Source organism: Bradyrhizobium sp. CCBAU 53340, from assembly GCF_015291645.1.
Lineage (GTDB): Bacteria > Pseudomonadota > Alphaproteobacteria > Rhizobiales > Xanthobacteraceae > Bradyrhizobium.
Map to the genome: position 1 here is coordinate 7,090,699 of NZ_CP030055.1, position 24,663 is coordinate 7,115,361.

The following is a 24,663-nucleotide window of genomic DNA, read 5'->3' on the forward strand; positions in this document are numbered from 1 at the left end:
ATGACCGGCCTCGATGCAGCCGGGCCGTCGCCCTTCGAGGGCCGCTGAAGAAGGCGGCCACCTCAGGGTGACGGGACTAGCTGATCGCAGCCCGCCTCAAAAACACGTCGTCCGCTCAGCCGCGATGTAGCCGAACAGCAGCCCCGCCCCGAACAGCAGAACCATAGCCGCGGCGCCGAATTCGATGCCGCGCATGAACAGCGCACCACCGCCGTCGCGCCCCGCGCTGAGGCGGCCAGCGATGTCCTTGGCGGAAACGGCGACGACCGCGATGGCCGCAACGGTGATGGCGGTGCCCAGCCCCATCAGCAAGGTTGCGGCAATGCCGGCCCAGAACAGGCCTTGGACGAGTGCGAACACCAGCACCAGGATCGCGCCCGAGCAGGGGCGGATGCCGACGGTGAGGATCGCAGCAAACCCGCGCCGCCAGCCGCCGGGACCGGCGAGCTCGCTCGGGGTTGGACCGTGGGAATGGCCGCAATGCTCGTCGTGGACGTGGTCATGCCCATGATCGTGATCAGCGTGCGCGCGATCGTGATGCTGGTGATCATGCATATCATGATGGTGATGGCCATGATCATGATGCTCATGCGGCACGCCCGCGATCGCCGGCACCGGCTGCGTGGTCTGGAGCGCGCGGATGAACGTGCGCCCCTTGACCCAGACCAGGCGCAGGCCGAACAGCGCGATCAGGGCGTAGCTTGCGATCTCGATCGCCCCCTCCGCCTTGCACATGGTCCTGGCGGTGGCGTTCAGGATCCAGGCCGAGATGCCGACGATCAGGATCGCGACCAGCGACTGCATCAGCGCCGAGGCGAACGACAGCGCGATGCCGCGCCGCGCGGTCTCGCGGTTGGCGACCAGATAAGAAGCGATCACCGCCTTGCCGTGGCCGGGGCCCGCGGCATGGAAAATGCCGTAAGCAAAGGAGATGAAGAGCAGCGTCCACACCGCCGAGCCGTCGGACTTGGCGGCGCGGATGGTCGACGACATCTGGCGATAGAATTCCGACTGCTTTGCCAGCAGCCAGCCGATCAGGCCACTGGCCTCGGGCGCCGCCGCCGGTGCCTGCTTCGGCGCGCCGAATGGATTTTGCGCGAGGACCTCGTGAAGCACCGCATCGGCTGCGCCCGCGACCAGGAGCACGGCGAGGCAGGCAATCAGCCCACGCACGAGCGGCGGGAGATGCGGCTTCAAGGGCAATCCACCGTGATCTTGTTGGCGAACATCATGCCGAAATTGGCGTTCGGGCCGTCGGTGAAGGTCTGCTCGTTGAGCTTCTGCGCGGTCGCGGTGCCGTCGCTGGGACGATCGAGCTTCATCTGGCAGGCGGAGGGCGCGCCGACCAGCTTGACCGGATTGTCCTTGGCCATCTGGAAATCGATGAAGAAGGAACGGTCGAACACTTCGAGCACCAGCTGCTTGGGCTTGAGCGGGTTCTTCAGCGGCAGCGTGAAGTGCAGGGTGAGCACCGTATCCTTGTAGTCGAGGAAGTAGTCGACCGGTTCGCCAAAGCGCTCCTTCTTGCCGTCGGCTTTGGCGAATGTGAAGTAGGCATATTCCTTCAGCGACTCGACATTGGTCTGCGCCAGCGGCCCCAGTTCCTCGCGGGTGTAGGCGCCCTTGGTCTTGCTCTCCAGGCCCTGCACCGCATAGGCCGAGAACATGTCGTCGAAGGTCCAGGCGTGGCGCACGCCAGTGATCGAGCCATCCTCGGCATAGAGCAATTCGCTTGTCGCGGTGATCCAGACATGCGGATGCGCGCTCGCCGCGCCTGATGCGAGCATCATGGCGGCGGCGAGCAGCCGTCCCAGCAGGGCGCGCATGCCGGTCAAGCCGCCTTGTCGTCGAGCAGGCCGCGACGGCGCAGCAGCGCGTCGGGCTCGGGCGGGCGACCACGGAAGGCCTCGTAGGCTGCTTCCGGATCGACCGATCCGCCGCTCGAATAGATGTCGTCGTGCAGGCGTTTTGCCACCGCAGGATCGAAGATGTTGCCGGCCTCCTCGAAGGCACCGAAGGCGTCGGCGTCCATCACCTCGGACCACATGTAGCTGTAATAGCCGGCCGCATAGTGGTCGCCGGAGAAGATGTGGCCGAATTGCGTGGGCCGGTGCCGCATCGAGATTTCCTCGGGCATGCCGATCTTCTCCAGCTCCCTTTTCTCGAAGGCCCGGACGTCCTGCGCGTCCGCGGCTGGCTGGGAGTGGAATTCGAGATCGACCAGCGCCGAGGAGACGAATTCGACGGTGGCAAAGCCCTGGTTGAACTTGCGCGCGGCCAGGAAGCGCTTGAGCAGATCGTCCGGCAAGGGCTCGCCGGTCTGGTAGTGACGGGCGAATTTCTGCAGCACTTCGGGCCGCTCCTGCCAGTGCTCGTAGAGCTGCGAGGGCAGCTCCACGAAGTCGGTGAAGACAGAGGTGCCCGACAGCGACGGATAGGTCACGTTGGAGAGCATGCCGTGCAGGCCGTGGCCGAACTCGTGGAACAGGGTCCGGGCATCGTCGGGCGACAGCAGCGAGGGCTCAGCTCCGGTGCCCTTGGCGAAATTGCAGACGTTGATGATGAGCGGCGCGATCTCGCCGTCGAGCTTCTGCTGGTCGCGCAGCGAGGTCATCCAGGCGCCGGAGCGTTTTGATGGCCGGGCGTAGTAGTCGCCGTAGAACAGCGCCTTGTGCTTGCCGTCCGGTCCCTTCACCTCCCAAACCCGGACGTCGGGGTGCCAGACCGGCACGTCCTTGCGCTCCTCGAAGGTGATGCCGAACAGGCGGGTGGCGCAGTCGAAGGCGGCGGCGATCATGTGGTCGAGCGTGAGGTACGGCTTGATCGCGGCATCGTCGAAATTGGCGCGCTGCAGGCGCAGCTTCTCGGCGTAGAAGCGCCAGTCCCACGGCGCGAGCTTGAAATTGCCGCCCTCCTCCGTGATCAGCGCCTGCATTTCGTCGCGGTCGGCGAGCGCCCGCGCCCGGGCCGGCTTCCAGACCCGCTCCAGCAGGCCGCGCACGGCGTCCGGCGTCTTGGCCATGGAATCCTCGAGCCGGTAGGCGGCAAAGGTCGGGTAGCCCAGGAGCTTGGCGCTCTCCTCGCGCAGCTTCAAAATCTCGCCGATGGCGGTGTTGTTGTCGTTGGCATTGCCGTTGTCGCCACGCGCTGTGAAGGCCTTGTAGACCTTCTCGCGCAGGTCGCGCCTCGCCGAACTCTTCAGGAACGGCTCGGCCGAGGAGCGCGACAGCGTCACGATGGCCTTGCCGGCCATGCCGCGATCTTCTGCCGCAGCCTTGGCGGCGGCGACGAAGCTCTCCGGCAGGCCCTGGCGATCGGCCTCCCCCAGCTCCATGAACCAGTCCTGCTCGTCGCCGAGCAGATGATGGCTGAAGCCGGTCGCGAGCTGGGCCAGCTTCTCGTTGATCTCCGCCATCCGCGTCTTGGCCTCGTCCGACAGGCCGGCGCCGGCGCGGTGGAAGCGGGTATAGGTGCGCTCCAAGAGGCGGAGCTGCTCCGGGGTGAGGCCGAGATTGGCGCGGTTCTCGTGCAGCTGGGCGATGCGGCCAAACAGCACGGCGTTCATCATGATCGGATTCCAGTGCCGCGCCATCCGCAAGGAGACCTCCTTGTCGATGTCGAGAATGGCCGGGTTGGAATGCGCCGAGACGAGATCGTAGAAGACCGCGGCGACCTTGTTCAGTAGCTTGCCGGAGCGCTCCAGCGCCGTGATCGTGTTGGCGAAGTCTGGTGCGGCGGGATCGTTGGTGATCGCCGCGATCTCGGCAGCGTGGTCGGCGAAGGCCTGCTCGAAGCCCGGGAGGAAGTGCTCTGGCTTGATCTCGTCGAAGGGCGGGGTCGCAAACGGCGTCACCCAGGCCTTCAGCAGCGGGTTGGTCTCGGCGTCCGTAGTTTGGCGGGGTTCTGACATCACAAGTCCCGATTTTCGAGGCAATTTATTGGAGCCAGCTATAGCACGCGATCGGGCTTTTTTGGGCCATTTGGCCTTGCTCCCGCCCGCCTTTTCGGGGAGATTGCGGCCCTCGAAACCACGGACCTCAACGCCCATGAATGCGCCCTCCTCGTCCTCCCGTCAGATCGTCTGGCCGAGCGTCATCACCGTCGTCAGCGCCGCCATCCTGATCGGCGCCGAGGTGTTCGGCGCAGCGTTCGCCGGCGGCTGGGCGCTCGCGATTCTGTTCGGGCTCGGTGACCAGGGCGCGCACATCCTCCAGGCCGTGCTGTTCACACTCGGCGTGCTGGTCATGACCGCCTTCCTCCGCGCAGCTCAGCGCGTCGAGCCGTTCTTCAAGCGCGGCTGAGGCGTCTTGCGCGACAGAGTTACGCGCGCGACACAGAAAACTTAACGCGCGTTCATCTTCCGCGTCGCTCGCGCAACACCGCGCAAGCAGATGTTAGGCAATTCTGTTCTCAGCCTAAAAAAATTCTTGCGAAGCCGAGTCAAAACGCTTATGTGCGGACTTGCCCAATTTCGCACGTGCCTGTGGTCGTGTGTCAGTCGGTAGGTATCCGGACAAGAGGCCGGACAGCCGCCAAGGGGTGAAGAAGCCGAGGGGCTCTTCGGAAGTGCAGAAGTCTGGGACCGAAAGGTCGAACGGCTGAAAGCAAACCCGGAGCGTCCAGCATCTCTCTCAAAGAGATGCCTTGTCGAAGGTGACTTCGCTCTTTGCAACCGTGACTGGCAGCCGGAGGCGAACCGGCGCACCCCGCTCTCAACGGGGGACGCGACTTAAAGCAACGACGGATCGGGCTTTTTTGGTCTCTACCGGCATTCCACCGCCGGCGCGGGCTACTGAAAAGGCTTGTCCTTCATTGCCAGGTGAGCGGGCGGGAAACTCTCCCAACCAATCCACGGCAGCACAGTCTGGTTTGAGTTTTTTGGCTTCAGCGCGCCTCCATCGCGCGATGTGGCCGAAGCGCTCTTATCCGACGTCACGTTGATGCGGATCCTGTCGCTGGGACCGTTGGAGAGTGCCATGACCGAACGTATCCAGGAATTCCTGCGTAACCGCCGCAAGGAAGGTCTCGACACCGAGCCGTGCCTCGTCGTCGACCTCGAGGTCGTGCGCGACAATTACCAGAGCTTCGCCAAGGCGCTGCCCGACAGCCGTGTGTTTTACGCCGTCAAGGCGAACCCGGCGCCGGAAGTGCTCTCGCTGCTCGCCTCCATGGGCTCCTGCTTCGACACCGCGACGGTCGCCGAGATCGAGATGGCGCTGGCCGCTGGTGCCACGCCCGACCGCATCTCCTTCGGCAACACGATCAAGAAGGAGCGCGACATCGCGCGCGCCTTCGCGCTTGGCATCCGCCTGTTCGCCGTGGACTGCGTCCCCGAGGTCGAGAAGATCGCCCGTGCCGCCCCCGGCGCAAAGGTGTTCTGCCGCATCCTCTACGACTGCGCCGGCGCCGAGTGGCCGCTGTCGCGCAAGTTCGGCTGCGACCCGGAGATGGCCGTCGAGGTGCTCGACGTCGCCAAGCGCCTGGGCCTGGAGCCGTGCGGCATCTCCTTCCATGTCGGCTCGCAGCAGCGCAAGGTGAAGGCATGGGACCGTGCGCTGGCGATGGCCTCGCAGGTGTTCCGCGACTGCGCCGAGCGCGGCATCAACCTGACCATGGTCAACATGGGCGGCGGCTTCCCGACCAAGTATCTGAAGGACGTGCCGCCGGTTGTCACCTACGGCCGTTCGATCTTCCGTGCGCTGCGCAAGCACTTCGGCAACCAGATCCCGGAGACCATCATCGAGCCGGGTCGCGGCATGGTGGGCAACGCCGGCATCATCGAATCCGAGGTCGTGCTCATCTCCAAGAAGAGCGACGAGGACGAGGTGCGCTGGGTGTACCTGGACATCGGCAAGTTCGGCGGTCTCGCCGAGACCATGGACGAGTCGATCCGCTACGCCATCCGCACCCCGCATGACGGCGCGGACATGACCCCGTGCGTGCTCGCCGGCCCGACCTGCGACAGCGCCGACGTGCTGTACGAGAAGACCCCGTATCCGCTCCCCGTCACGCTCGAGATCGGTGACAAGCTGCTGATCGAAGGCACCGGGGCCTATACGTCGACCTACTCGGCGGTGGCGTTCAACGGCATCCCGCCGCTGAAGACGTACCACATCTAAGCGCCTCTCCTTCCGGAGGCCTGACGAACCCGGGAGCCGGTTTGCCGGCTCCTTCCTCACATCTCTGATTTCTGACGACGCCTTGAACCGGGCGTGCCGCGCGCACGTCGGTTCAAGCGGGGACCGACGCGCCATGACTACTCTTCGGAAGCCACAAGTCGCCCTCACCTCGAAAGCCGCCCCGTTCGCGATCCGAGCGGAACGTGCTGCCGACGTCGCGATGCGTGAAGCGCTGCTGGATGCGTGCTTTGGCGAGAACCGCCACGGCCGCACCTGCCAGCGCCTGCGCGACGGACGCGCGCCCGCCACAGGCCTTGCCCTGTCGGCCGTGCGCGAGGGGACGCTCGTGGGAACCGTGCGGTTGTGGCACGTCAGCGCCGGAGGCAGGCCCGCTCTGGTCCTCGGACCATTGGCGGTGGACCCTGCCTGCCGCGAGCTCGGGATCGGCGCCGCGCTGATGAATCAAGCGCTGGCCGCCGCCCGGGCGCGCGGGCATGACGCCGTGATCCTGCTCGGCGATGCCCCCTACTACGCCCGTTTCGGCTTCTCGGCCGAGAAGACCGGCGCGCTGCTGCTGCCCGGTCCGTTCGAGCGCTACCGCCTGCTGGCGATCGAATTCACCGACGGCGCGCTCGATGGCGCCGAAGGGATGATCGTCCCGACCGGCGCGGCCCTGCCCAAACGGAGGGTAGTTCGTCCCCTCCAGGCGCGCGCGGCGTAAGGACTTGCCATGATGGCGACGACCGGTGCCGCGCCACGCGGCAATGCCCGGCCGCGCCTTCGCTAAGCCTGTTCCTTTGGGGTTGCGTGAGCCGCGGAAACGCCCTTTAACCCCACGAAACTCCCCTTTCAGTCGAGGCCGAAACGATGTCCCGTCGCCTGATTTCCACTGGCTCCCCTTTCGAGAAGACCGCCGGCTACAGCCGCGCCGTGGTCGACGGCGAGTTCTGCTTCGTCGCGGGAACCACCGGCTATGACTACACGACGATGACGATGCCTGATGATGTCACGAGCCAGTCACGCAACTGCTTCAAGACCATCGAAGCGGCCCTGAAGGAGGGCGGTTTCGAGATGGCCGACATCGTCCGCGCGACCTACTACATCACCGACGCCAAGGACGCCGACGCCCACTTCGCGGTCTGCGGCGAAGTCCTCGGCGAGATCCGCCCGGCCGCCACGCTCCTCGTCGTCTCGGCGCTTTTGAAGCCCGAGATGAAGGTCGAGATCGAAGTCACCGCCAAGCGCCGCAGTATCTAATAGGCGCCGCAGCGCCTGATCCACCCACCAATTGTCCGTTAGCACGTTTCGGAGAAACCTATGAGCCCCCCCTCGCAGATCTACGCGAAGATCACCGGTCCCATCGTCATGGTCGGCTTCGGCTCCATCGGCAAAGGCACCTTGCCGATGATCGAGCGGCATCTCGACTACGACAAGTCGCGCGTCACCGTGATCGATCCCAAGGACGAGGGCCGCAAGGCGCATTGCGAGAAGCAGAATGTGCGCTTCATCCAGAAGGCCGTCACGAGGGACAATTACCGCGAACTGCTGACCCCGCTGCTCACCGAAGGCGGCGGCCAGGGCTTTTGCGTCAATCTTTCTGTCGACACCGGCTCGACCGATATCATGGAGCTCTGCAACGAGATTGGCGCGCTCTATATCGACACCGTCAACGAGCCCTGGCTCGGCTTCTATTTCGACGCCTCGAAGGGCCCCGAAGCGCGCTCCAACTACGCGCTGCGCGAAGTGACGCTGGCCGCCAAGAAGGCGCGCCCGGCGGGCTCGACCACGGCTGTCTCCTGCTGCGGCGCCAATCCCGGCATGGTCTCGTTCTTCGTCAAGCAGGCGCTGCTCAATGTCGCCGCCGATCTGAAGCTCAATGCCCCCAAGCCGAAGACCAAGGCCGAATGGGCGGACCTGATGCGGCAGGCCGGCATCAAGGGCATCCACATTGCCGAGCGCGACACCCAGCGCGCGAAGAAGCCGAAGGAGCCTGACGTCTTCGTCAACACCTGGTCGGTGGAAGGTTTCCTGTCGGAGGGCATGCAGCCGTCGGAGCTCGGCTGGGGCACCCATGAGAAGTGGATGCCCGAGAATGCGCATACCCACGAAGCCGGCTGCGGCGCTGCGATCTATCTGATGCAGCCCGGCGCCAACACGCGCGTGCGCACCTGGTGCCCGACCCGCGGCGCGCAATACGGCTTCCTGGTCACCCACAACGAGTCGATCTCGATCGCCGATTATTTCACGGTGCGCGACGCATCGGGCAAGGCGATCTACCGGCCGACCTGCCACTACGCCTATCATCCAGCCGACGACGCCGTGCTGTCGCTGCACGAACTGTTCGGCCGCGCCGGCAAGATGCAGGAGAAGCACCACATCCTCGAAGAGGACGAGATCGTCGACGGCATTGACGAGCTCGGCGTGCTGCTGTTCGGTCATGACAACAACGCGTACTGGTACGGCTCGCAGCTCTCGATCGAAGAGACCCGCGAACTCGCCCCCTATCAGAACGCCACCGCCCTGCAGGTGACCTCCGCCGTGCTCGGCGGGATGGTGTGGGCGCTGGAGAATCCGAACGAAGGCATCGTCGAAGCCGACGAGATGGATTTCGATCGCCTGCTGGAAATCCAGCTGCCCTATCTCGGCCCGGTGAAGGGCTTTTACACCGATTGGACGCCGCTGACGGACCGTCCCGGCCTGTTCCCGGAAGACATCGACACCAGCGATCCCTGGCAGTTCAAGAATATTCTGGTGCGCTGACAGGCGCACCTATCCGAGCCGCAACTGACGGGAGGCTAATAGCCTTCCGTCAGCCCGGGTGCTAACCAACCGCCCGGTCGCACGGCAACCGGGAGGTCCGCATGAAACTTATCGTCTGCATCGCGGGAGGCGTCAGCCTCCTGATCGCGTCGCACGCCTTGGCCGCGGACACCGGTCAGCTACCCTGCAAGACCACGCAGGAATGCAACGAAAACGCCGCCAAGATCGGCGCCAACGCCCCCAGGGACGCGCAGCCTTCGACCAGCAAATCCGACGCCGCAGAGGACCAGTTCTACTGGCTCAACAAGATCAACAAGGCCTCCACCGTGATGCTGGTGGAGGAAGGCATCTTCCCGAAAGATACCGGCCAGCTGATCGCCTCCGGCGTGGACTACACGATCCGCCAGGCGCGTGAGCCCGATGGCAAGCGCCCGAGCGACGTCCTTCAGATCGAGAAGATCATGACTGACAAGGTCGGCGAGGAGGCCTCCGTCATCCATGCCGGGCGCAGCCGTCAGGACATGTACGCGACCTTTCGCGCTGCCAAGCTGCGCAACCAGACGCTGGATTTCGCCGAGGCGCTGCTCGGCCTGCGCGCCAAGATGCTCGCCAAGGCGGCCGACAATCTCGATGCATTGATGCCCGGCTACACCAACGGCGTACAGGCGGTGCCGATCACCTATGGTCATTACCTGCTGGCCTATGAGGAAGCGTTCGAGCGCGACCAGCAGCGCGTCAGCGAGGCTTATCGCCGGCTCAATCTCAGCCCGATGGGTGTCGGCGTCATGTCCGACTCGATCTGGCCGCTGAACCGAACACGTCTCGCCCAGCTGCTCGGCTTTGACGGCATCGTCGAGAATTCGATGGACGCCAACCAGGTGATCCCATTCGACAACCAGCTCGAGGCCACCGCGATCGCCAATTCGGCCGCTATCCGCATCGGCGCGATGATGCAGGACCTGCATACGCAATACGCCGAGGTGCGACCGTGGCTATTGCTGCAGGAGGGCTCGACCTACACCAGCAGCTCGATGCCGCAGAAGCGCAATCCGGGCCTGATCACGCAGGCGAGGATCGCAGCTTCAGATGTGGTGGGGCTGTCGGGGGCGGTGTCGATCCGCGCTCACAACGTCATGTCGGGCATGGTCGATTCCAAGTCTCAGTCCGAGGACATCGGCCTGTTCCCGCGTGCCATCAAGATGGTCACCGCGACCGACCGGGTGTTCGATGCGATCGTGGTCAACAAGGCCCGCGCCAGGGAAGAGCTGGAGAGCGACTGGACCTCGACCATGAACCTCGCCGAACTGCTGTTGCAGGCGCACCAGATCCCGTTCCGCGTCGGACATGGCTTTGCATCACAAATGGTCAGCTACGCACGGCCGCTGGATCTCACGCCCAAAACCATCCCCTTCAGCCAAGTGACCGACCTCTTCGACAAGACGCTTGCCAAATTCAACATGCCGGCGAGGCCCTTCCCGATGAGCGAGGCTGAATTCAGGGAGGTGATGTCACCGCAATGGATCGTGGCGCACACCAAGGGCGTCGGCGGTCCGCAGCCGGAGGAGACTGCACGCATGCTCAAGGCGGCCCAGCAGCGCCTCGATGCCGACAAGATCTGGCTTGCCGCCCAGCGCGACAAGCTCGCGAAGGCCGATACCGCGCTCGATCAGGCATTTGCGGCGCTCTTGCCGAACGACGCGGCACATTAGCCACGGAGCGGAGCGCGTCATGCCGCGTCCCGCCTACGTCACCTCCAGCCGTCGCGGTTATTTCTTCTCAAGCGGCGGCGCGATCTTCTCGGCCGGTGCCGGCGGTAGTGCCGGCTTGGTCGCCGCGCCTTGCGTCTGCGGGTCGGGGCGCGCTGGCTCGGGCGCCGGCGTGGTCGGCCGGTCGCCGCCAGGCTTGGCCTCGGCGGGCGTCTTGGTCTGATCGTCGGAGGGCGTGCCCTGAAGCGGCTGGGTGGCCTGCGCCAGCTCCGTCCGGCTCTCGGCGCGGATCTGGGCCAGCGACATCACGGACACCACGACACCCGCTGCAAACAGCGAACAGGCGATTGTGAGGTCGAGCTTCAAGTTTCGCTTGTTGTTCTGGCCGGTCATGTCGATCACCGCCTTTGTCCACGGGATCAACGAACTTCCACGACTGGGGTTCCGCGTCCGACGAGGCGGGAACTGCCGTTCCCGCGCCCAAACGCCGCGCCTATTCCGTAGTGCTCACTTCCCAGGTGGCGTGGCGCACACCGGGCAGGTGCTGGAGATCGGTCGCCACCGCGTTAAGCTCGTTCGGATCGACCGCGCTCGCAACCAGCCTTGCGACGATCTCCAGCAGGTCGTCATCTCCGATCTCGACCACATCGACATCGGCCACCGGATATTTGGCGGCCTCGAGCTTGTCGATGAGACGATCCCGCATGTCGGGCAAGGCGTCGGTCGTGACCGCAAGCTTGAAGTAATAGGTCGCCTCCAGCGCCTTCTCGTTCAGCGGGATGCGGTTGATGGCATTGACCAGCGGGCGCAGCATGGTGTTGCCGGCGATGACGAAGACGGTGAGCGCCGCGGCCTGCGCGACCATGTCGGCGCCGGCGCAGGAGCCGACCGCCGCCGAAGACCACAGCGTTGCAGCCGTGTTGAGGCCACGCACGTCCATGCCCTGCTTCATGATGACACCCGCGCCGAGGAAGCCGATGCCGGAGACGACATAGGCAATCACCCTGACAGCACCGTCAGCGCCGTCCAGATGCATGGCGAGGTCGACGAAGGCGGCAGCACCGACCGCGACCAGCACGTTGGTGCGCAGGCCCGCGGTGCGCTGGCGATATTGCCGCTCGGCGCCGATCAGCGTGCCGAGCACAAAGGCCGTGAACAGGCTGACCAGTGTATCGGCGAAATCGGCAAGCTGGAAGGTCGTCAGAAAGCGCATGAGTGTCAGCTGCAGTAGAGTGGCCAAAGCGACTTGTCCGCCGTAGCTCGAAGAGCGAAGGCGGAAGCGTGCCCACGGCTTCCATCAAAGCAAGAGATCGTGGGCACGGCGCAAGGGCGCCTTTGCCCACCCTACGGCCGGAACGATGACGAATTAAAGCTCGAGAAGCCCGCCATCCCCATTTTCGTCGGCAAAGGCCAGCAGCGTGCCCTTGGCGTTCCAGGCGAGTGCGGCGACGGGCGGCGTGCCGTTGCGGCGGACCAGGATTTCGGCGCCGTCTTCCAGCCGCACCATCAGCACGGTGCCGTCACTGTAGCCGGCGGCGAGGATATCGTTCTTGGGGTGACAGGCGACCACGGCGACGCGCGCCTGCAACGGCGCCAGCATCGCGGGCTCCTTGCCCATCGGACCATCCTTGCTGCCGAACGGCCAGATGATGACGGTGTCAGCCCCGGAGGTCGCCAGCCCCTTGCCGCCAGTACTCCAGGACATGGAGCGGACACGGCCGGGATAGCCGGTCATGCGCATGTGCCTGTTGTCGGCGAGGCGCCAGCCGTGCAGCGCCGCCTCGTGCATCGAGGTGACCAGGAACTTGTTATCAGGGCTGAAGGTGACGCCGAGATGCGAACCGGCCCAGGGCAGGAATTCGGCTGAGCCCTCCATGTTCGGAAACCACAGCGTGGCGCCGTTGTAATGCGCGATCGCGAGCCGCAATCCCTTAGGCGCGAAGGCGAGACCGCCGACGGTCGAGGGCACCTCGAGCGACTTCTCCTCGTTCTTGCCGCTCTTGACGGTTGCCGTCTTGCCGGCCGACCAGGCGAAGGCACCATCGGGATGCAGCGCCACCGCGTCGATCCAGCGCCGCTTCGGGTCAGTGGCGAGCAGCGTCACCTCGCCCTTGGCATCGAGTGCGACGACCTTGCCGTCGTCGCCGCCCATGACAAGGCGCTTGCCGTCGGAGGCAGCCGAGAGGATGCCGCCGCTGTGCACGGCGACGGTGATGATTTCACCCTTGTCGTCGACGAAGGCGACGTTCTCTTCCCCGCCGACGAAGGCGGCACGATCCCTGAGGAAATGCACCGAGGTCACGGCCATGCCGAGCTTAACCGGCTTGACGCGGTCGGTGACGGAGACGATCGAGGCGGAATCGGGGGCCGGCGTAAACTCTTTCATCACGAGACGATGCAGCTCTCGAAACCTTCGCGAATGGCCTTCTCAGGCAGGTCGCGACCGATGAAGACGAGGCGGCTCTCGCGCTTCTCGCCCTTCTTCCATTTCCGCTGGTGGTCGCCCTCCAGCATCATGTGGACGCCCTGAAAGACGTAGCGGTCGTCATCGTCGTGGAAGGCGAGGATGCCCTTGGAGCGCAGGATCTTGCCGCCCTCGACCTGCACCAGGTTCTGCAGCCAGGGCATGAACACGTTCGGATTGAGCGGCTTGTCGGTCTTGAGCGACAGCGACTGCATGTCCTCGTCGTGATAGTGCTTCAGCCCGTGGCCGTGATCATGGTGATGATGGTCGTGGTCGTGATGGTGGTGGTGATCATGGTCGTGATCATGATCATCGGCCTCGAGGAAGTCAGGCTCGATGTCGAGGATGCGGTCGAGGTCAAACGCGCCGCGGTCGAGCACGTCGGCCAGCGCCACCGAACAGCGCTCGGTGCGATGCAGTTTCGCATAGGGGTTGATGCCGCGGATGCGGGCCTCGACCTCGGCGAGCTCGCCCTTGGTGACGAGATCGGTCTTGTTCAGCACGATGACGTCGGCGAAGGCGATCTGGTTCTTGGCCTCGGGCGCATCCTTGAGCCGGTCGGACAGCCATTTGGCGTCGGCAACGGTGACCACCGCATCGAGCCGGGCGTTCTTCTGCACGTCCTCGTCGACGAAGAAGGTCTGGGCGACGGGCGCGGGATCGGCAAGGCCCGTGGTCTCGACGATGATGGCGTCGAACTTGCCCTTGCGCTTCATCAGACCGTCCATGATGCGTACGAGGTCGCCGCGCACCGTGCAGCAGATGCAGCCGTTGTTCATCTCGAACACTTCCTCATCGGCGCCGATGATGAGGTCGTTGTCGATGCCGATCTCGCCGAATTCGTTGACGATGACGGCGTATTTCTTGCCGTGGTTTTCCGACAGGATGCGGTTGAGCAGCGTGGTCTTGCCGGCACCGAGGTAGCCGGTCAGGACGGTCACGGGAATCTTCTGGGCGGTCGCTTCAGACATAACAACTCCGGACTATCGGGCTTTTCGCGCGACGCCAGGCGGGGTGGCCCCTGCCCTATTGGTCAAGCGCGCTGGTCAGGGCCTTTATATTGTGCCTGACCATGTCAATGTAAGTGGGTGCGGGCCCCTTTTCGCCGGTCAAACCGTCCGAAATCAGGGTCCCTCCGACCTTTGCGCCGGTCTCGGCCGCGATCCGCCGGATCAGGCGGTCATCGCTGATATTTTCCAGAAATACCGCCGGGATCCTCGCGGCCTTGATCTGGCCGATGATGACGGCGATGTCCCGGGCGCTGGGCTCGGTTTCCGTGGAGACGCCCAAGGGGGCAATGAACTGGATGCCATATTCGGCGGCGAAATAACCGAAGGCATCATGGGTCGAGATCACCTTGCGCCGCTCGGCCGGAATTTTGCCCATGGCTTCGCGCACCTCGCGATCCAGCGCTTCGAGCTTTTCCAGATAGGCTTTTGCCTGGGCGCGGAAAAACTCCGCGTTATCCGGATCAGCAGCGGTTAGTGCGTTGGCGATGTCGGCCACATAGATTTTGGCATTCGGCACGGACTGCCAGGCGTGGGGATCGGCCGCCGAGCCCAGCTTTAAGGGCGCGATGCCGGCGCTCGCGGTGATGATTTGTGCCTTGCTGCCTGCAGATTGCACCAGACGCGGCAGCCAGCCCTCGAGGCCAAGCCCGTTGACGATGACGAGCTTTGCCGCCGCGATCCGCTTCGCATCTGATGGCGCCGGCGTGTAGACATGCACGTCGCTGTCGGTGCCGACCAGCGTGGTCAGGTTGATGCGGTCACCTCCGACATTGCGGACGAAGTCGGCGAGGATCGAGAAGCTCGCGACGACGTTGAGCCGTTCCGCGGCGTGCAGCGGCGAGACAATCAGAAGCGAGGCCAGGAGCAGCAGGACGCGCACCGTCACGCCTCCAGATGCCGGCCGGGAAACATCTGCCTGACGATGCCGCCGACGCGGCCGAACAGGACGGAGACGATGTAGAGCACCGTCGCCACGAGAATGATCGCAGGACCTGACGGCACGCGGGTCTGGAACGACAGCACGAGACCGGCATAGCCCGAGAGCGCGGCAGCGGCGACCGCGATGCAGATCATCGCCGTGAGATCGCGCGACCAGAACCGCGCAATGCCGGCCGGCAGGATCATCAAGCCGACGGCCAGCAACGTGCCGAGGGCCTGAAAGCCGTTGACGAGATTGATGACGACGAGCGCAAGGAAGGCGAGATGCGCTGGCCCGCCGGCGCGGCTGACGGTGCGCAAGAACAACGGATCGACGCTCTCGATCACCAGCGGGCGATAGATCACCGCGAGCACTAGCAGCGTGACCGTGGCGTTGAAGGCGACCACCAGCAGCGTCTGGTCGTCCATCGCGAGGATATTGCCGAACAAGACGTGAAGGAGGTCGATATTGGTGCCCTTGATCGAGACGATGGTGACGCCGAGCGCGAGCGAGGCGAGATAGAAGGTCGCGAGCGAGGCGTCCTCCTTCAGCCCGGTCGAGCGCGCGACGACGCCGGCGAGGATGGCCACCGCAAAGCCCGCGATCAGGCCGCCCGCCGTCATCGCAAACAAATTGAGGCCCGAAAGCAGAAAGCCGACCGCAGCACCAGGCAGGATCGCGTGCGCCATGGCGTCGCCGACAAGGCTCATCCGCCGCAGCATCAGGAACACGCCAATCGGCGCGCCCGCCAGCGACAGCGCGATCACGGCCGCGAGCGCGCGCCGCATGAACTCGAATTCGGTGAACGGTCCGATCAGCGCGTCGTAGATCATCTGCGATCACGCCGCCCGTGAACGGACATCGTCGGCGGCGCAGGCCGCGGCGCCGTCGTCGAAGGCCTCGCACATCCGCATCGCGACCGTCAGATTCTCCGGCGTCAGCACCTCCGCCGTCGGCCCCCAAGCCACGGGGCCACGCGCCAAGATCAACGTTTCGCTGAAATGCGCGCGCACCATCTCCATGTCGTGAAGCGCGGCGAGCACAGTGCGGCCCTCGGCGTGCCAGTGCTTCACCAGCGCGAGCAGGTCGGCCGTGGTCTTGCTGTCGATGGCGTTGAAGGGCTCGTCGAGCACGATCAGGCGCGCATCCTGGAGCAGCACGCGGGCGAACAGCACGCGCTGCATTTGCCCGCCGGAGAGCGTGCCGATCGGGCGGTTCTCGAAACCGTTGAGGCCGACGGCGGCGATCGCGCGAAGAATCTTGTCGCGCGCGGCCTTGCCGATGCCGCCAAACAGGCCCGTCCCGCGCCACAGCCCGGTGCCGACGAAGTCGAACACCGAGATCGGGAAGCTGCGGTCGATGTCGGCGCTCTGCGGCAGATAGGCGATGTCGCGGGCATCCAGCCCGCCGAGATGGATGCTGCCGTCGAGCGGCTTGAGGATTCCGACAATGCCGCGCAGCAGCGTCGACTTGCCGGCGCCGTTCGGACCAATCACCGCGACCAGCGCGCCTGATGCAACCTCGCCATTGAGATGATGCACGGCCGGATGCCGGTCATAGCCGAGCGTGACGTTACGGAAGGCAAGTTGGGCCATCGTCACCTCATCGCCAGAAAGACGATGCCCCAGAGCACGGCGCAGACGGCCGTCGCGGCCGCGAGGCGCTCGGCCATGGTCATCCGCAGGATCGACCAAGGCGCGTCCTGGGCCGGATGCGGTGAGGCCGCGTCGTGGACATGGGCGTGGGTGTGATCGTGGCCGTGCGAATGCCCGTGGGCGTGCGAATGACCATGGGAATGACCATGGGAATGACCATGAGCATGGTCGTGATGGGGGGCATGGGACGCGGCGGGAACCATCTAATAATGTTATATTATAACATAACGTCTGTCCACGCCCCGTTCAGGGCTTGCCGATCACCATCGCAATGGCGGCCGCCACGAAGGGGAACGGGACCGAGACGGCACAGCGGAACCAGACGAAACGGGCCGGCATGAACGGAATCTCCCACAGGATCACCCGCTGGAAGGCGAACAGGGCCCAGGCCACGACATAAGCGACCACCTGGGGCACTCCGCCACCCGACTTCAGCGCCACCGTCCCGATGGAAAAGCCGATCACCGGGCCGCCGGGCGTGGCGGCGCCGGCGACCACGGCGGTCGCAACCCCGAGCCAGCCGCTGTCCGGGCCGAGCCAGCCGGTAATGACCTCCTGCGGGATGATGGCGGCGATGTAGCCGGAGCCGATCACACCCAGCGCGATCCGCGGCACGATGTTGATGAAGTCCATCGAGCCCTCGCGCAGCGAGGCCTTGAACACCGGAGGGCCACGGCGAAAGGCGATCAGGCCGACGCCGAACACCGAGCCCCACAGCAGGATGTCGATCAGGAGCGCCGCGCTCATGCGGCATCCTCATCGCTTTCGCGCTTCGGATAGAGCCGGACATAGACGAAGCGGCCGAGCGCGCCTGCGAGCACCGGCAGCGGCAGCGAGATCACGATCCGCCACAGCGTGAAATCGGTGCCCATGATCGGGATTTCCCAGGCCACCGCCCGGCCGTAGCCGATCAGGGTCCAGCTCACGACCATGGCGATGGTGGCACCGAAATCGGCGCCGACGGCGAGCAGCGCGCTCGCCACGGGATAGGCGGTGAAGGGACCGCCGGGCAGGATCGCACCGAAGGCGGTGCCGATCAAAAGACCCATCAGGCCGGATTTCGGCCCGAGCGAGCGCGAGACTTTTTCGTGCGGCAGGATTTCGGAGATGAAGGCGCCAAGCAGGCAGCCCGCCAGCACGCGCGGCAGAATGCCTGAGAACAGCGACAGGTCGTGGGTGAGAATATCAAGAACGCCGTCAGTGCCGTCGCGCCGCCAGACCAGCGCTGCGCTCACGGCGACCAGCACTGCGATGATGATGGTCGACCAGCCGATCGGCTTGCGCACACGCCCCGGCCGCGGCTCGGATTCCGCATCCTCGGCTGGCGCAGGACTGTTCGGGGAAGGGTCTGACAACGGGCGTGGGCGGCTCGAGGGCGATGCCCATCCTGATTAAGGGCGCCGCCGAGGTGATGCAAACGGTACGATGACAGACCCGTGCGCGCGCGACGCAGGACTGTTTCATCAGCCAATTCCGCACAGCAAAAAGGCGGCCGCGTGAGCGACCGCCTTTCCGTTTCCGACGGTGTAAGACCTCAGGCCTTCTCGAACAGGGACTCGACATATTCCCAGTTCACGAGATTCTCGACGAACGCCTTGAGATAATCGGGACGGCGGTTGCGATAGTCGATGTAGTAGGAGTGCTCCCAGACGTCGCAGCCGAGGATCGGGGTGGCGCCGTGCACCAGCGGATTCTCGCCGTTCGGGGTCTTGGAGATCTCGAGCTTGCCGTTCTTGACCTGGAGCCAGCACCAACCGGAGCCGAACTGGCCGACGCCGGCCGCCTGGAAGTCGGTCTTGAACTTCTCGAAGCCGCCGAGGTCCTCGTTGATCTTCTTCTCGAGCTTGCCCGGCAGCTTGGTGCCGCCGCCATTGGGCTTCATCCAGCTCCAGAAGTGGATGTGGTTGTAGTGCTGGCCGGCGTTGTTGAACACCGCGGGATTCTTGCCAAACGAGCCCTTGACGATCTCCTCAAGGGACTTGCCTTCCCATTCGGTGCCCTTGAGCGCGTTATTGCCGTTGGTGACGTAAGCCTGGTGGTGCTTGTCGTGGTGGAATTCGAGCGTTTCCTTCGACATGAACTGGCCGAGGGCGTCATAGGCGTACGGGAGTGGGGGCAGCGTAAAGGTCATGGGTTCTTGTCCGCAACTGGTGGGGAACGTTTCAACGGTCACCCCTTATAGAAGGTTCCTGCGCCGTAAAATACCGTCAATTTGCGAAAAGGCGCGATGCGACCCGCGCGGATGGATTGCGCAACTTCGCCGCAGGCAAATGAGGGCCCAACCAAACGCGCCGAAAAATGTCATTGCCTTTGAAGCGCTTATGACAGAACCAATGCATCACGCAGCCGGGGCTGCTAGGTAGAAGCCATGAGCATCGAGATCGACATTTTGAACGGCGACGCCTCGTGGCCGATCGCCAGGCCACTGCATCAGGCGGTCTGGGGACCTGACATCGTCGAGAAGCTGCCCTGGGGCCATGTCAAATGGGCCAATGCCGATCTGCGCGTGCTGATCGAGACGCCCGAGGACGGGCTGGTCTGCCATGTCGGCATCTATTTCCGCACCATCACCTGGAATGGACAGAAGGTGCATGTCGGCGGGATCGGCGGCGTCTGCACGCGCGAGGATCGCCGTGGCCGCGGCTATGCGACGCTGGCGATCGACGCCGCCGTGCACACCATGCGCGCCAACGAGGCGGTTCGCTTTGCACTGCTGTTCTGCGAGCCGCACAATTTCGCGTTCTACCAGGCCCGCAGCTGGCTGCCCTTCAAGGGCGAGGTCTATTGCGAGCAGCCGGAGGGACGAATCCGCTTCGACTATATGGCACCCTATGTCTTCAACATCGTTCGCGCACCGACCCTCGGCACCATCGATCTTTGCGGCCTGCCCTGGTGAGAGGTTCGCGGGGCAAATGAGCGTGGGAATTTGATTCCATCAGGCGTTGCACGATTCTGATTTGCTGCTATGGAGACGCCTCCATTTTCGAGGTTCCTCCCATGTCCCGCAGATTTGCTATCCTCTCCGTCCTCCTGGCTGCCCTGTCGGGCGCGACAACAGCCCAGGCGCAGAACGCCGAGGCGAGCGGGACCTGGCTAACTCAGGCTGGCGACGCCCGCGTGAAGATCAGCAAATGCGGCGGCGGCATCTGCGGCGTGATCGTCTGGCTGAAGGAGCCTTACGACACTGCAACCGGCAAGCCGGCGACCGACAGCAAGAATCCCAATCCAGCGCTCGCCAAGCGATCGATGATCGGACTGCCGCTGTTCTCCGGCATGCAGCCGACAGGATCGAACAAATGGTCGGGCCAGATCTACAACGCCGACGACGGCAACACCTATGCCAGCAGCATCACCGTGTCAGGCGCTGAGACGCTGCGGGTCGAAGGTTGCGTCGGCGCGCTCTGCGGCGGCGAGACCTGGACGCGTGCGGGACGCTAACTCGAAGCCGCCATCGCCTTCAGCGCCGTCGCCGCCGAAGCATAGCCGCCCCGCGCGCCGTCGATGAAGTGGACGTGGTCGCTGCGCAGCGCCGAAGGGGTGAAGCAGGTCATCATCGCGGCATCCTGCTGATAAAGGCCGTAGCGCACGACACCGTCGCGCGCGGCAGCGGCGAGACGATCGCTCAGCGCGCGCTCGAGCTCGGGCGTGCAATCGAGGATCATGCGCAGGCCGTCGTCATATTTTCGGAAGTCGGAATTCTCGACGACCTGGCGCTTGTAGACTTTTGGCAGGAAGCCGCCGACCTTGATGTCGAAGCGCATCAGGATGTAGGCGAAAAACGTGAAGGCGAGCAGGCCGGCGCGGCGCTTGAACAACGACCCGCCACGGATCGCTCGCGCCTCATAGTCCAGCCCCTGCGGCGGCCATTTGAGCGGCGGCCCCTGCGGCGGTACCGGACGCCCCGAATCCGGACTGCGTTCGACGAGATGGATGATGTCCTCGATCACCTTGCGGAAGGCCGGCGCGTCGGCGCCAACCACCGGCATCACCAGCACCGACAGGATCAATCCGCGCGAGGCCGGCATCACCTCGAAGCGGCAGGATAGGCCGGAGAGATCGGGCTGGGTCCCCGGGGGTGCTTCTGCGACGGCAAACTCGCCGCGCTTCATCGCGGCGTCGGCGAAGGCGAGCCCACCTCCGGAGAACATAGCATAGGACAGATTGGCCGACGGACCGAAGCGCGCTACCCGTACGTCGAGGCCTTGCGCACGGATCGCACTCACGGGCACCAGCGCGACGCGCATTTTCAGATCGAGGTCTTCCCGCACCCAGGTCGCGGTCGCGGCCAACGCCTGGCGCGCCGCGTCGAGATCGCCAGGTGCGACCGCAAAGCTCGCGCCGTCACCGCCGAACACAAAGGGAAATTCGCGCCCCTCCAGCGCATTCGTCACCGCCGCGATCACGGCGGCACCGGCCATGTTGACCGCCTTGTAGCGCTGCGCCGCGATCGCCTTGGTGGAATCGACGATGTCGGCGACGCCGATGCTCCAGTCCTCCGGCAGCGGCGAATAGAGTTTCGGCTCCATCAGGCTGGTGAAGCCGCGGAAGACGGGGATGCTGCCGTAGAAGGATTCGCCTGAGGTCATCACCTGATGCCGGATGGTTGGAAAACGCGTCCGAACGAGATACGTGGCAGGATCGATCGGGGTTCGCCTGGGCGTCCCGCTTCGAGACCCCGATCATTGGCCGAAACGGCGCCGGACAACAAGGTCGCGCCGCGCCGCAATGCCGCACGTCGTCATTGATCGGCATCAAACAGCGGGCCGGCCAGCGCGTTTACGATCCGCTTACCTTAGAAGGTTGCACGGGACATCAGGGGTGCCTGACTTCGGCAGTAAGAATTCCGATCTGCCGGTACGTCGACGTACCGGCCTCGACATCATCAGTGCCGTCAAGATGCCGGAGGGGCTGACTGCGGCCGTGGACGCCTGGGCTGAGGCGCATCAGCTGTCACGCGCGGTTGCCATCTGCAAACTGGTCGAGCTGGGTCTCAGGAGCGCGCCGCCAGTGCCCGTGTCATCACACGTGACGACGGTCGCGTCGGACGCCGCCAAAATCGAAGAAATCGCCGTGCACGAGATCGAGGGATTGCTCGATCCCACCCTCCCCGCGGACGAACGCGAACGCCGCATTCGCCGCCTGACAGAGGGACCGCCGGAATTCTCGCACGAGCGGATTGATCTGCCGAAACCCCAGACGTAGGCGCTTGCGCGCGCTAATGCAGCTTCTCGTCCTGGCGCTTGCGCAAGCTCGGTGCCGGCACATCATGACAGCCAATCAGCCGCACGAATTGCTGCGGATACATTTCATGGCCGTGGCTGCCGGAGTTTTGATGCGCCATCGGCGGGCAGCGGACATCGTCCAGTTTCGCGGGCGATGGCTCCGCAGGAGTCCGGCCTGGATTCGCAACGGTCACATGAAGACTGGCCATAGACTGCTCCCTGTCGTTTAGGGCAGTTCGATTGACGTAACCCAATCGATTACGAGGCATCTTACGACCAAATCCGGCTGGCTGTCATTGGGCCGGATCAACCCGATTGCGACGGCAGAGTTCCGCCTCAAGCCGTATTCCCGGCATCGATCGTGAACACGGTGCCGGTGACATTGCGGCCGCCCTCGCCGAGCAGATATTCGACCATGCGCGCGACGTCGTCGGTCTCGGGCAAGCGGCGCAGCGCGCTGCGGCCAGCGATGCGCTTGCGCCCGTCGTCCGAGAGATTGTGCGTCAGCTCCGTATCGATGAAGCCGGGCGCAATCGCGTTCACGGTGATGCCGAGCTTGCCGACCTCGCGCGCGAGCGAGCGGGTGAAGCCGGTCGCTGCCGCCTTGGTCGCACCATAGACCGAGAGGCCATTATAGCCCGTGGTCGCGATGATCGAGGAGATGTTGATGATGCGGCCGGCGCCGTCCGCCATCATCTGACGCGCGACATATTTGGTGAGGATGATCGGCGACAGCACGTTGAGCTGCACCAGCGCCTCGATCTCCGAATTGTGCATGGTTGCGAGCAGGCCTTCGGTGCCGAGGCCGGCATTGTTGACGAGGCCGTAGATCGGACCGAACTCGTCGCGCACGAGCTTTGCGAAGGCCGGGATCGCGTCGATCACGGCAAGGTCGCAGCTGCGGAAATGCAGGCGCCCCTCGGACTCGACGATAGCAGCCTTGAGCTCATCGCTCTCGCGCCGCGCCGCCGCGATCACGTTGTAGCCGGCGCTGGCCAGGCGCCTGCCGATCGCAAGACCAATGCCGCGGCTGCCGCCGGTGACGAGGACATTATGCATCGGTGCGCGCCAGTTTGCCGGCCGGGGTGACGTCGAGCGCCTCGACGAAGCGGATCACCGCCGGCACCTTGTGGGAGGCGAGCTGGCTGCGGCACTGATCCAGGATCTGGTCGCGGATCTCCTTCGCCCGCGCCGGATCGGTGCCCTCAGTGAGGATCACGTCGGCCACGACGATGCCGCCGGTGATGGGACTGCGGCGCGATTTCGCCCGCGACATCCGCACATCAGGATGGCGGTTGATCGCTGCTTCGATCTCCTCGGGGTGAACCTTCAGCCCGCCGATATTGATGATGCCGCCGCGGCGGCCGACGAAATAATAGCGATCGCCCCGCAACTCGACGATATCGCCGCTGTCGACGAAACCGTCGCCATCGGTCAGCGCGGCCGCGTTGCGGCCGATATAGGCGTGCGCCGTGCGGGTCGAGCGGATGCGCAGCGAGCCGTCGACGACCTTCATCTCGACGCCGTTGCGGTTGCCGAGATAGTTGGCCGGGAAACCTTCGAGCCCGTCATTGACCGCGAAGCCGACGCCGGCCTCGGTCGAGGCGTAGGCATGGCCGACGGAGGCATTAGGAAACGCCGCCTTCAGGCCGTCGAGCACCGCCTGATCGGCGATCTCGCCGGAGAGACGAACATAGCCTGGCGCAAACTGCGCGGCCGAACCGCTCATCAAGAGCTTGCGCCAATGCGAAGGCGTGCCGGAGATGTGGGACACCGCGCGCGCGTTCAGCCGCGCAACGTGATCGGCGAGCGCCTCGTGCGGATCGGACAGCACCATGGAGCCGCCGGAAAGAATGGCGCGGAGGAAGATCTGCAGGCCGCCATAGCGGCGAATGTCGTAGAACGTCGCCCAGACCGGTGCGGGACCCTTCGCAGGGCCCTCGGCGACGATGGCGCCGGTGAGTGCCTCCAGCGTATGGCCGGCGATTTTCGGCACGCCAGAGGTGCCCGAGGTGAGCATCAGCCATTCGGTCGCCCGCTCGGTCCTGGCGGGCGTCGCGGCTTGAAGCGGCAATTGTGCGGTGACGACCAGCGACACGCCGGTGCCGGCCCAGCGATCAGGCTCGTCGGTGACGACGGCATCGATCCCGGCATCCGCGATCAGCGCATCCAGATGCGCGGGATTGAGGTCCGGCGGGCACAGCAGCATGCGACGGGCGATGCCATCGAGCTCGATCATGGCAAGGCCCGAGCGGAGCTGGTCCGACAGCCTCAGCAGGACGGCGCAGCCGGACAGCTCGCGCAGGCGGCCGCCCAGCACGGTCTGCGACAGGATGTCGGTCAGCGACACGACATCGTGTGCATCCGACAGCGTGCGGCCCTTCAGCTCGGCGCCGAGATGGTCGCGAAGCGCAAAGATCTCACGCGGGGACATTTTCGTAGGCCCGCACGAAATCACCGACGGTGGCGGGGAACGCTGCGTCCTCGGAGATGGTGAAGGGATCGACGCCGGTCTCGTCCTCGAGACGCGCGACCAGGATCGCGAAAGCGAGCGAGTCGAACCCGGTCTCGTGCAGGGACAGATCGTCCGAAAGGGCGGGAAGCGTGACGTGTTGTTCCTTAGCGATCTGCTGGATCGCTTCGATGACCTTGGACCGTACCGACATGGCTGTTCGCCTCTTGCTTAGTTAATCGATCGTATGTCTTGCGGCGGCTCATGATGACCGCCTCCCATGGCCGCCTGTTTACCCGACAGAAGTAAATGGCCTCTTGGACAATTCAGATAAAATTTGACCTATCTGGCGGATT

At 64.7% G+C, this 24,663-nt stretch carries 29 protein-coding genes; 9 read left to right on the forward strand and 20 right to left on the reverse strand.

Annotation, left to right across the window (positions count from 1 at the left end; translation table 11 throughout):
• Positions 1-96: 96 nt before the first annotated feature.
• From XH89_RS33590 to XH89_RS33600, 3 genes are read right to left on the reverse strand one after another with little or no spacing between them, the layout of a single operon-like run.
• Entirely contained in the window at positions 97-1,197 is a 1,101-nt protein-coding gene (locus XH89_RS33590; RefSeq protein ID WP_194464575.1) for a nickel/cobalt transporter, read from the reverse strand.
• Positions 1,194-1,826: a DUF1007 family protein gene (locus XH89_RS33595; protein WP_194468710.1), complete on the reverse strand. Its 633-nt coding sequence runs from the start codon at positions 1,824-1,826 to the stop codon at positions 1,194-1,196. The genes XH89_RS33590 and XH89_RS33595 overlap by 4 nt, the downstream gene beginning before the upstream one ends.
• A gap of 5 nt (positions 1,827-1,831) precedes the next feature.
• Positions 1,832-3,910, reverse strand: a complete 2,079-nt coding sequence (locus tag XH89_RS33600; protein WP_194464576.1) for a M3 family metallopeptidase — start codon at positions 3,908-3,910, stop codon at positions 1,832-1,834.
• Positions 3,911-4,046: 136 nt separating this feature from the next.
• On the opposite strand from XH89_RS33600, the gene XH89_RS33605 reads away from it, so the two are divergent.
• Positions 4,047-4,301 carry a hypothetical protein gene (locus tag XH89_RS33605; RefSeq protein ID WP_194464577.1) on the forward strand — a complete coding sequence of 85 codons (255 nt, stop codon included), beginning with the start codon at positions 4,047-4,049 and terminating at the stop codon, positions 4,299-4,301.
• Positions 4,302-4,789: 488 nt separating this feature from the next.
• On the opposite strand, the gene XH89_RS33610 is transcribed toward XH89_RS33605, so the two are convergent.
• Positions 4,790-4,978, reverse strand: a complete 189-nt coding sequence (locus XH89_RS33610; RefSeq protein ID WP_194464578.1) for a hypothetical protein — start codon at positions 4,976-4,978, stop codon at positions 4,790-4,792.
• Here XH89_RS33610 and XH89_RS33615 point away from each other — a divergent pair.
• From XH89_RS33615 to XH89_RS33635, 5 genes are all read left to right on the forward strand, one after another.
• Positions 4,977-6,119 (forward strand): type III PLP-dependent enzyme, encoded by a 1,143-nt coding sequence (locus XH89_RS33615; protein WP_194464579.1) that lies wholly within the window; start codon positions 4,977-4,979, stop codon positions 6,117-6,119. The two genes, XH89_RS33610 and XH89_RS33615, sit on opposite strands and share 2 nt — an antisense overlap.
• A gap of 133 nt (positions 6,120-6,252) precedes the next feature.
• Positions 6,253-6,840: a GNAT family N-acetyltransferase gene (locus tag XH89_RS33620; RefSeq protein WP_194464580.1), complete on the forward strand. Its 588-nt coding sequence runs from the start codon at positions 6,253-6,255 to the stop codon at positions 6,838-6,840.
• A 146-nt stretch (positions 6,841-6,986) separates the two neighbouring features.
• Entirely contained in the window at positions 6,987-7,376 is a 390-nt protein-coding gene (locus XH89_RS33625) for a RidA family protein (RefSeq protein ID WP_194464581.1), read from the forward strand.
• A 60-nt stretch (positions 7,377-7,436) separates the two neighbouring features.
• Positions 7,437-8,879 (forward strand): homospermidine synthase, encoded by a 1,443-nt coding sequence (locus XH89_RS33630; RefSeq protein ID WP_194464582.1) that lies wholly within the window; start codon positions 7,437-7,439, stop codon positions 8,877-8,879.
• Positions 8,880-8,980: 101 nt separating this feature from the next.
• Positions 8,981-10,588, forward strand: a complete 1,608-nt coding sequence (locus XH89_RS33635) for a lyase family protein (RefSeq protein WP_194464583.1) — start codon at positions 8,981-8,983, stop codon at positions 10,586-10,588.
• Between the two features lie 57 nt (positions 10,589-10,645).
• On the opposite strand, the gene XH89_RS33640 is transcribed toward XH89_RS33635, so the two are convergent.
• From XH89_RS33640 to XH89_RS33685, 11 genes are all read right to left on the reverse strand, one after another.
• Positions 10,646-10,978, reverse strand: coding sequence for a hypothetical protein (locus XH89_RS33640; RefSeq protein ID WP_194468711.1), 333 nt, complete (start codon positions 10,976-10,978; stop codon positions 10,646-10,648).
• A 100-nt stretch (positions 10,979-11,078) separates the two neighbouring features.
• Entirely contained in the window at positions 11,079-11,798 is a 720-nt protein-coding gene (locus XH89_RS33645; RefSeq protein ID WP_194464584.1) for an MgtC/SapB family protein, read from the reverse strand.
• 153 nt (positions 11,799-11,951) lie between these two features.
• Positions 11,952-12,971 (reverse strand): WD40 repeat domain-containing protein, encoded by a 1,020-nt coding sequence (locus XH89_RS33650; RefSeq protein WP_194464585.1) that lies wholly within the window; start codon positions 12,969-12,971, stop codon positions 11,952-11,954.
• Positions 12,971-14,020, reverse strand: coding sequence for a GTP-binding protein (locus XH89_RS33655; RefSeq protein ID WP_194464586.1), 1,050 nt, complete (start codon positions 14,018-14,020; stop codon positions 12,971-12,973). Before XH89_RS33655 ends, XH89_RS33650 begins: the two co-directional genes overlap by 1 nt.
• Before the next feature lie 55 nt (positions 14,021-14,075).
• A complete protein-coding gene (locus tag XH89_RS33660; RefSeq protein WP_194464587.1) occupies positions 14,076-14,939 on the reverse strand; it encodes a metal ABC transporter substrate-binding protein in 864 nt (287 codons plus the stop codon).
• Positions 14,940-14,941: 2 nt separating this feature from the next.
• The gene (locus XH89_RS33665) at positions 14,942-15,811 is read right to left on the reverse strand and encodes a metal ABC transporter permease (RefSeq protein ID WP_194464588.1); all 870 of its coding nucleotides are present in this window, start codon (positions 15,809-15,811) and stop codon (positions 14,942-14,944) included.
• A 6-nt stretch (positions 15,812-15,817) separates the two neighbouring features.
• Positions 15,818-16,573 (reverse strand): metal ABC transporter ATP-binding protein, encoded by a 756-nt coding sequence (locus XH89_RS33670; protein ID WP_194464589.1) that lies wholly within the window; start codon positions 16,571-16,573, stop codon positions 15,818-15,820.
• A 2-nt stretch (positions 16,574-16,575) separates the two neighbouring features.
• Complete coding sequence (locus XH89_RS41455) at positions 16,576-16,836, reverse strand: hypothetical protein (protein ID WP_246767690.1); 261 nt, start codon at positions 16,834-16,836, stop codon at positions 16,576-16,578.
• A 43-nt stretch (positions 16,837-16,879) separates the two neighbouring features.
• Positions 16,880-17,380, reverse strand: coding sequence for a hypothetical protein (locus tag XH89_RS33675; protein ID WP_008138982.1), 501 nt, complete (start codon positions 17,378-17,380; stop codon positions 16,880-16,882).
• The gene (locus XH89_RS33680; protein WP_194464590.1) at positions 17,377-17,988 is read right to left on the reverse strand and encodes a permease; all 612 of its coding nucleotides are present in this window, start codon (positions 17,986-17,988) and stop codon (positions 17,377-17,379) included. Before XH89_RS33680 ends, XH89_RS33675 begins: the two co-directional genes overlap by 4 nt.
• 179 nt (positions 17,989-18,167) lie before the next feature.
• The gene (locus tag XH89_RS33685) at positions 18,168-18,764 is read right to left on the reverse strand and encodes a superoxide dismutase (protein ID WP_084808431.1); all 597 of its coding nucleotides are present in this window, start codon (positions 18,762-18,764) and stop codon (positions 18,168-18,170) included.
• Between the two features lie 237 nt (positions 18,765-19,001).
• Here XH89_RS33685 and XH89_RS33690 point away from each other — a divergent pair, with 237 nt between their 5' ends.
• Positions 19,002-19,529 (forward strand): GNAT family N-acetyltransferase, encoded by a 528-nt coding sequence (locus tag XH89_RS33690; RefSeq protein ID WP_194464591.1) that lies wholly within the window; start codon positions 19,002-19,004, stop codon positions 19,527-19,529.
• A gap of 101 nt (positions 19,530-19,630) precedes the next feature.
• Positions 19,631-20,071, forward strand: a complete 441-nt coding sequence (locus tag XH89_RS33695; RefSeq protein WP_194464592.1) for a DUF2147 domain-containing protein — start codon at positions 19,631-19,633, stop codon at positions 20,069-20,071.
• Here the strand turns inward: XH89_RS33695 and XH89_RS33700 are convergent.
• Positions 20,068-21,219: a DUF3095 domain-containing protein gene (locus XH89_RS33700; RefSeq protein ID WP_194464593.1), complete on the reverse strand. Its 1,152-nt coding sequence runs from the start codon at positions 21,217-21,219 to the stop codon at positions 20,068-20,070. The two genes, XH89_RS33695 and XH89_RS33700, sit on opposite strands and share 4 nt — an antisense overlap.
• Positions 21,220-21,451: 232 nt before the next feature.
• Here XH89_RS33700 and XH89_RS33705 point away from each other — a divergent pair, with 232 nt between their 5' ends.
• The gene (locus XH89_RS33705) at positions 21,452-21,835 is read left to right on the forward strand and encodes a hypothetical protein (protein WP_194464594.1); all 384 of its coding nucleotides are present in this window, start codon (positions 21,452-21,454) and stop codon (positions 21,833-21,835) included.
• Between the two features lie 13 nt (positions 21,836-21,848).
• Here the strand turns inward: XH89_RS33705 and XH89_RS33710 are convergent, their stop codons facing one another.
• The 4 genes from XH89_RS33710 to XH89_RS33725 form a co-directional block, all read right to left on the reverse strand.
• Positions 21,849-22,064 (reverse strand): hypothetical protein, encoded by a 216-nt coding sequence (locus XH89_RS33710; RefSeq protein ID WP_194464595.1) that lies wholly within the window; start codon positions 22,062-22,064, stop codon positions 21,849-21,851.
• A 127-nt stretch (positions 22,065-22,191) separates the two neighbouring features.
• Entirely contained in the window at positions 22,192-22,914 is a 723-nt protein-coding gene (locus XH89_RS33715; RefSeq protein ID WP_194464596.1) for an SDR family NAD(P)-dependent oxidoreductase, read from the reverse strand.
• On the reverse strand, positions 22,907-24,289 hold the full coding sequence (locus tag XH89_RS33720; RefSeq protein WP_194464597.1) for a class I adenylate-forming enzyme family protein: 1,383 nt from the start codon (positions 24,287-24,289) through the stop codon (positions 22,907-22,909). Before XH89_RS33720 ends, XH89_RS33715 begins: the two co-directional genes overlap by 8 nt.
• Positions 24,276-24,521 (reverse strand): acyl carrier protein, encoded by a 246-nt coding sequence (locus XH89_RS33725; RefSeq protein ID WP_015688794.1) that lies wholly within the window; start codon positions 24,519-24,521, stop codon positions 24,276-24,278. The genes XH89_RS33720 and XH89_RS33725 overlap by 14 nt, the downstream gene beginning before the upstream one ends.
• Between the last annotated feature and the right edge of the window lie 142 nt (positions 24,522-24,663).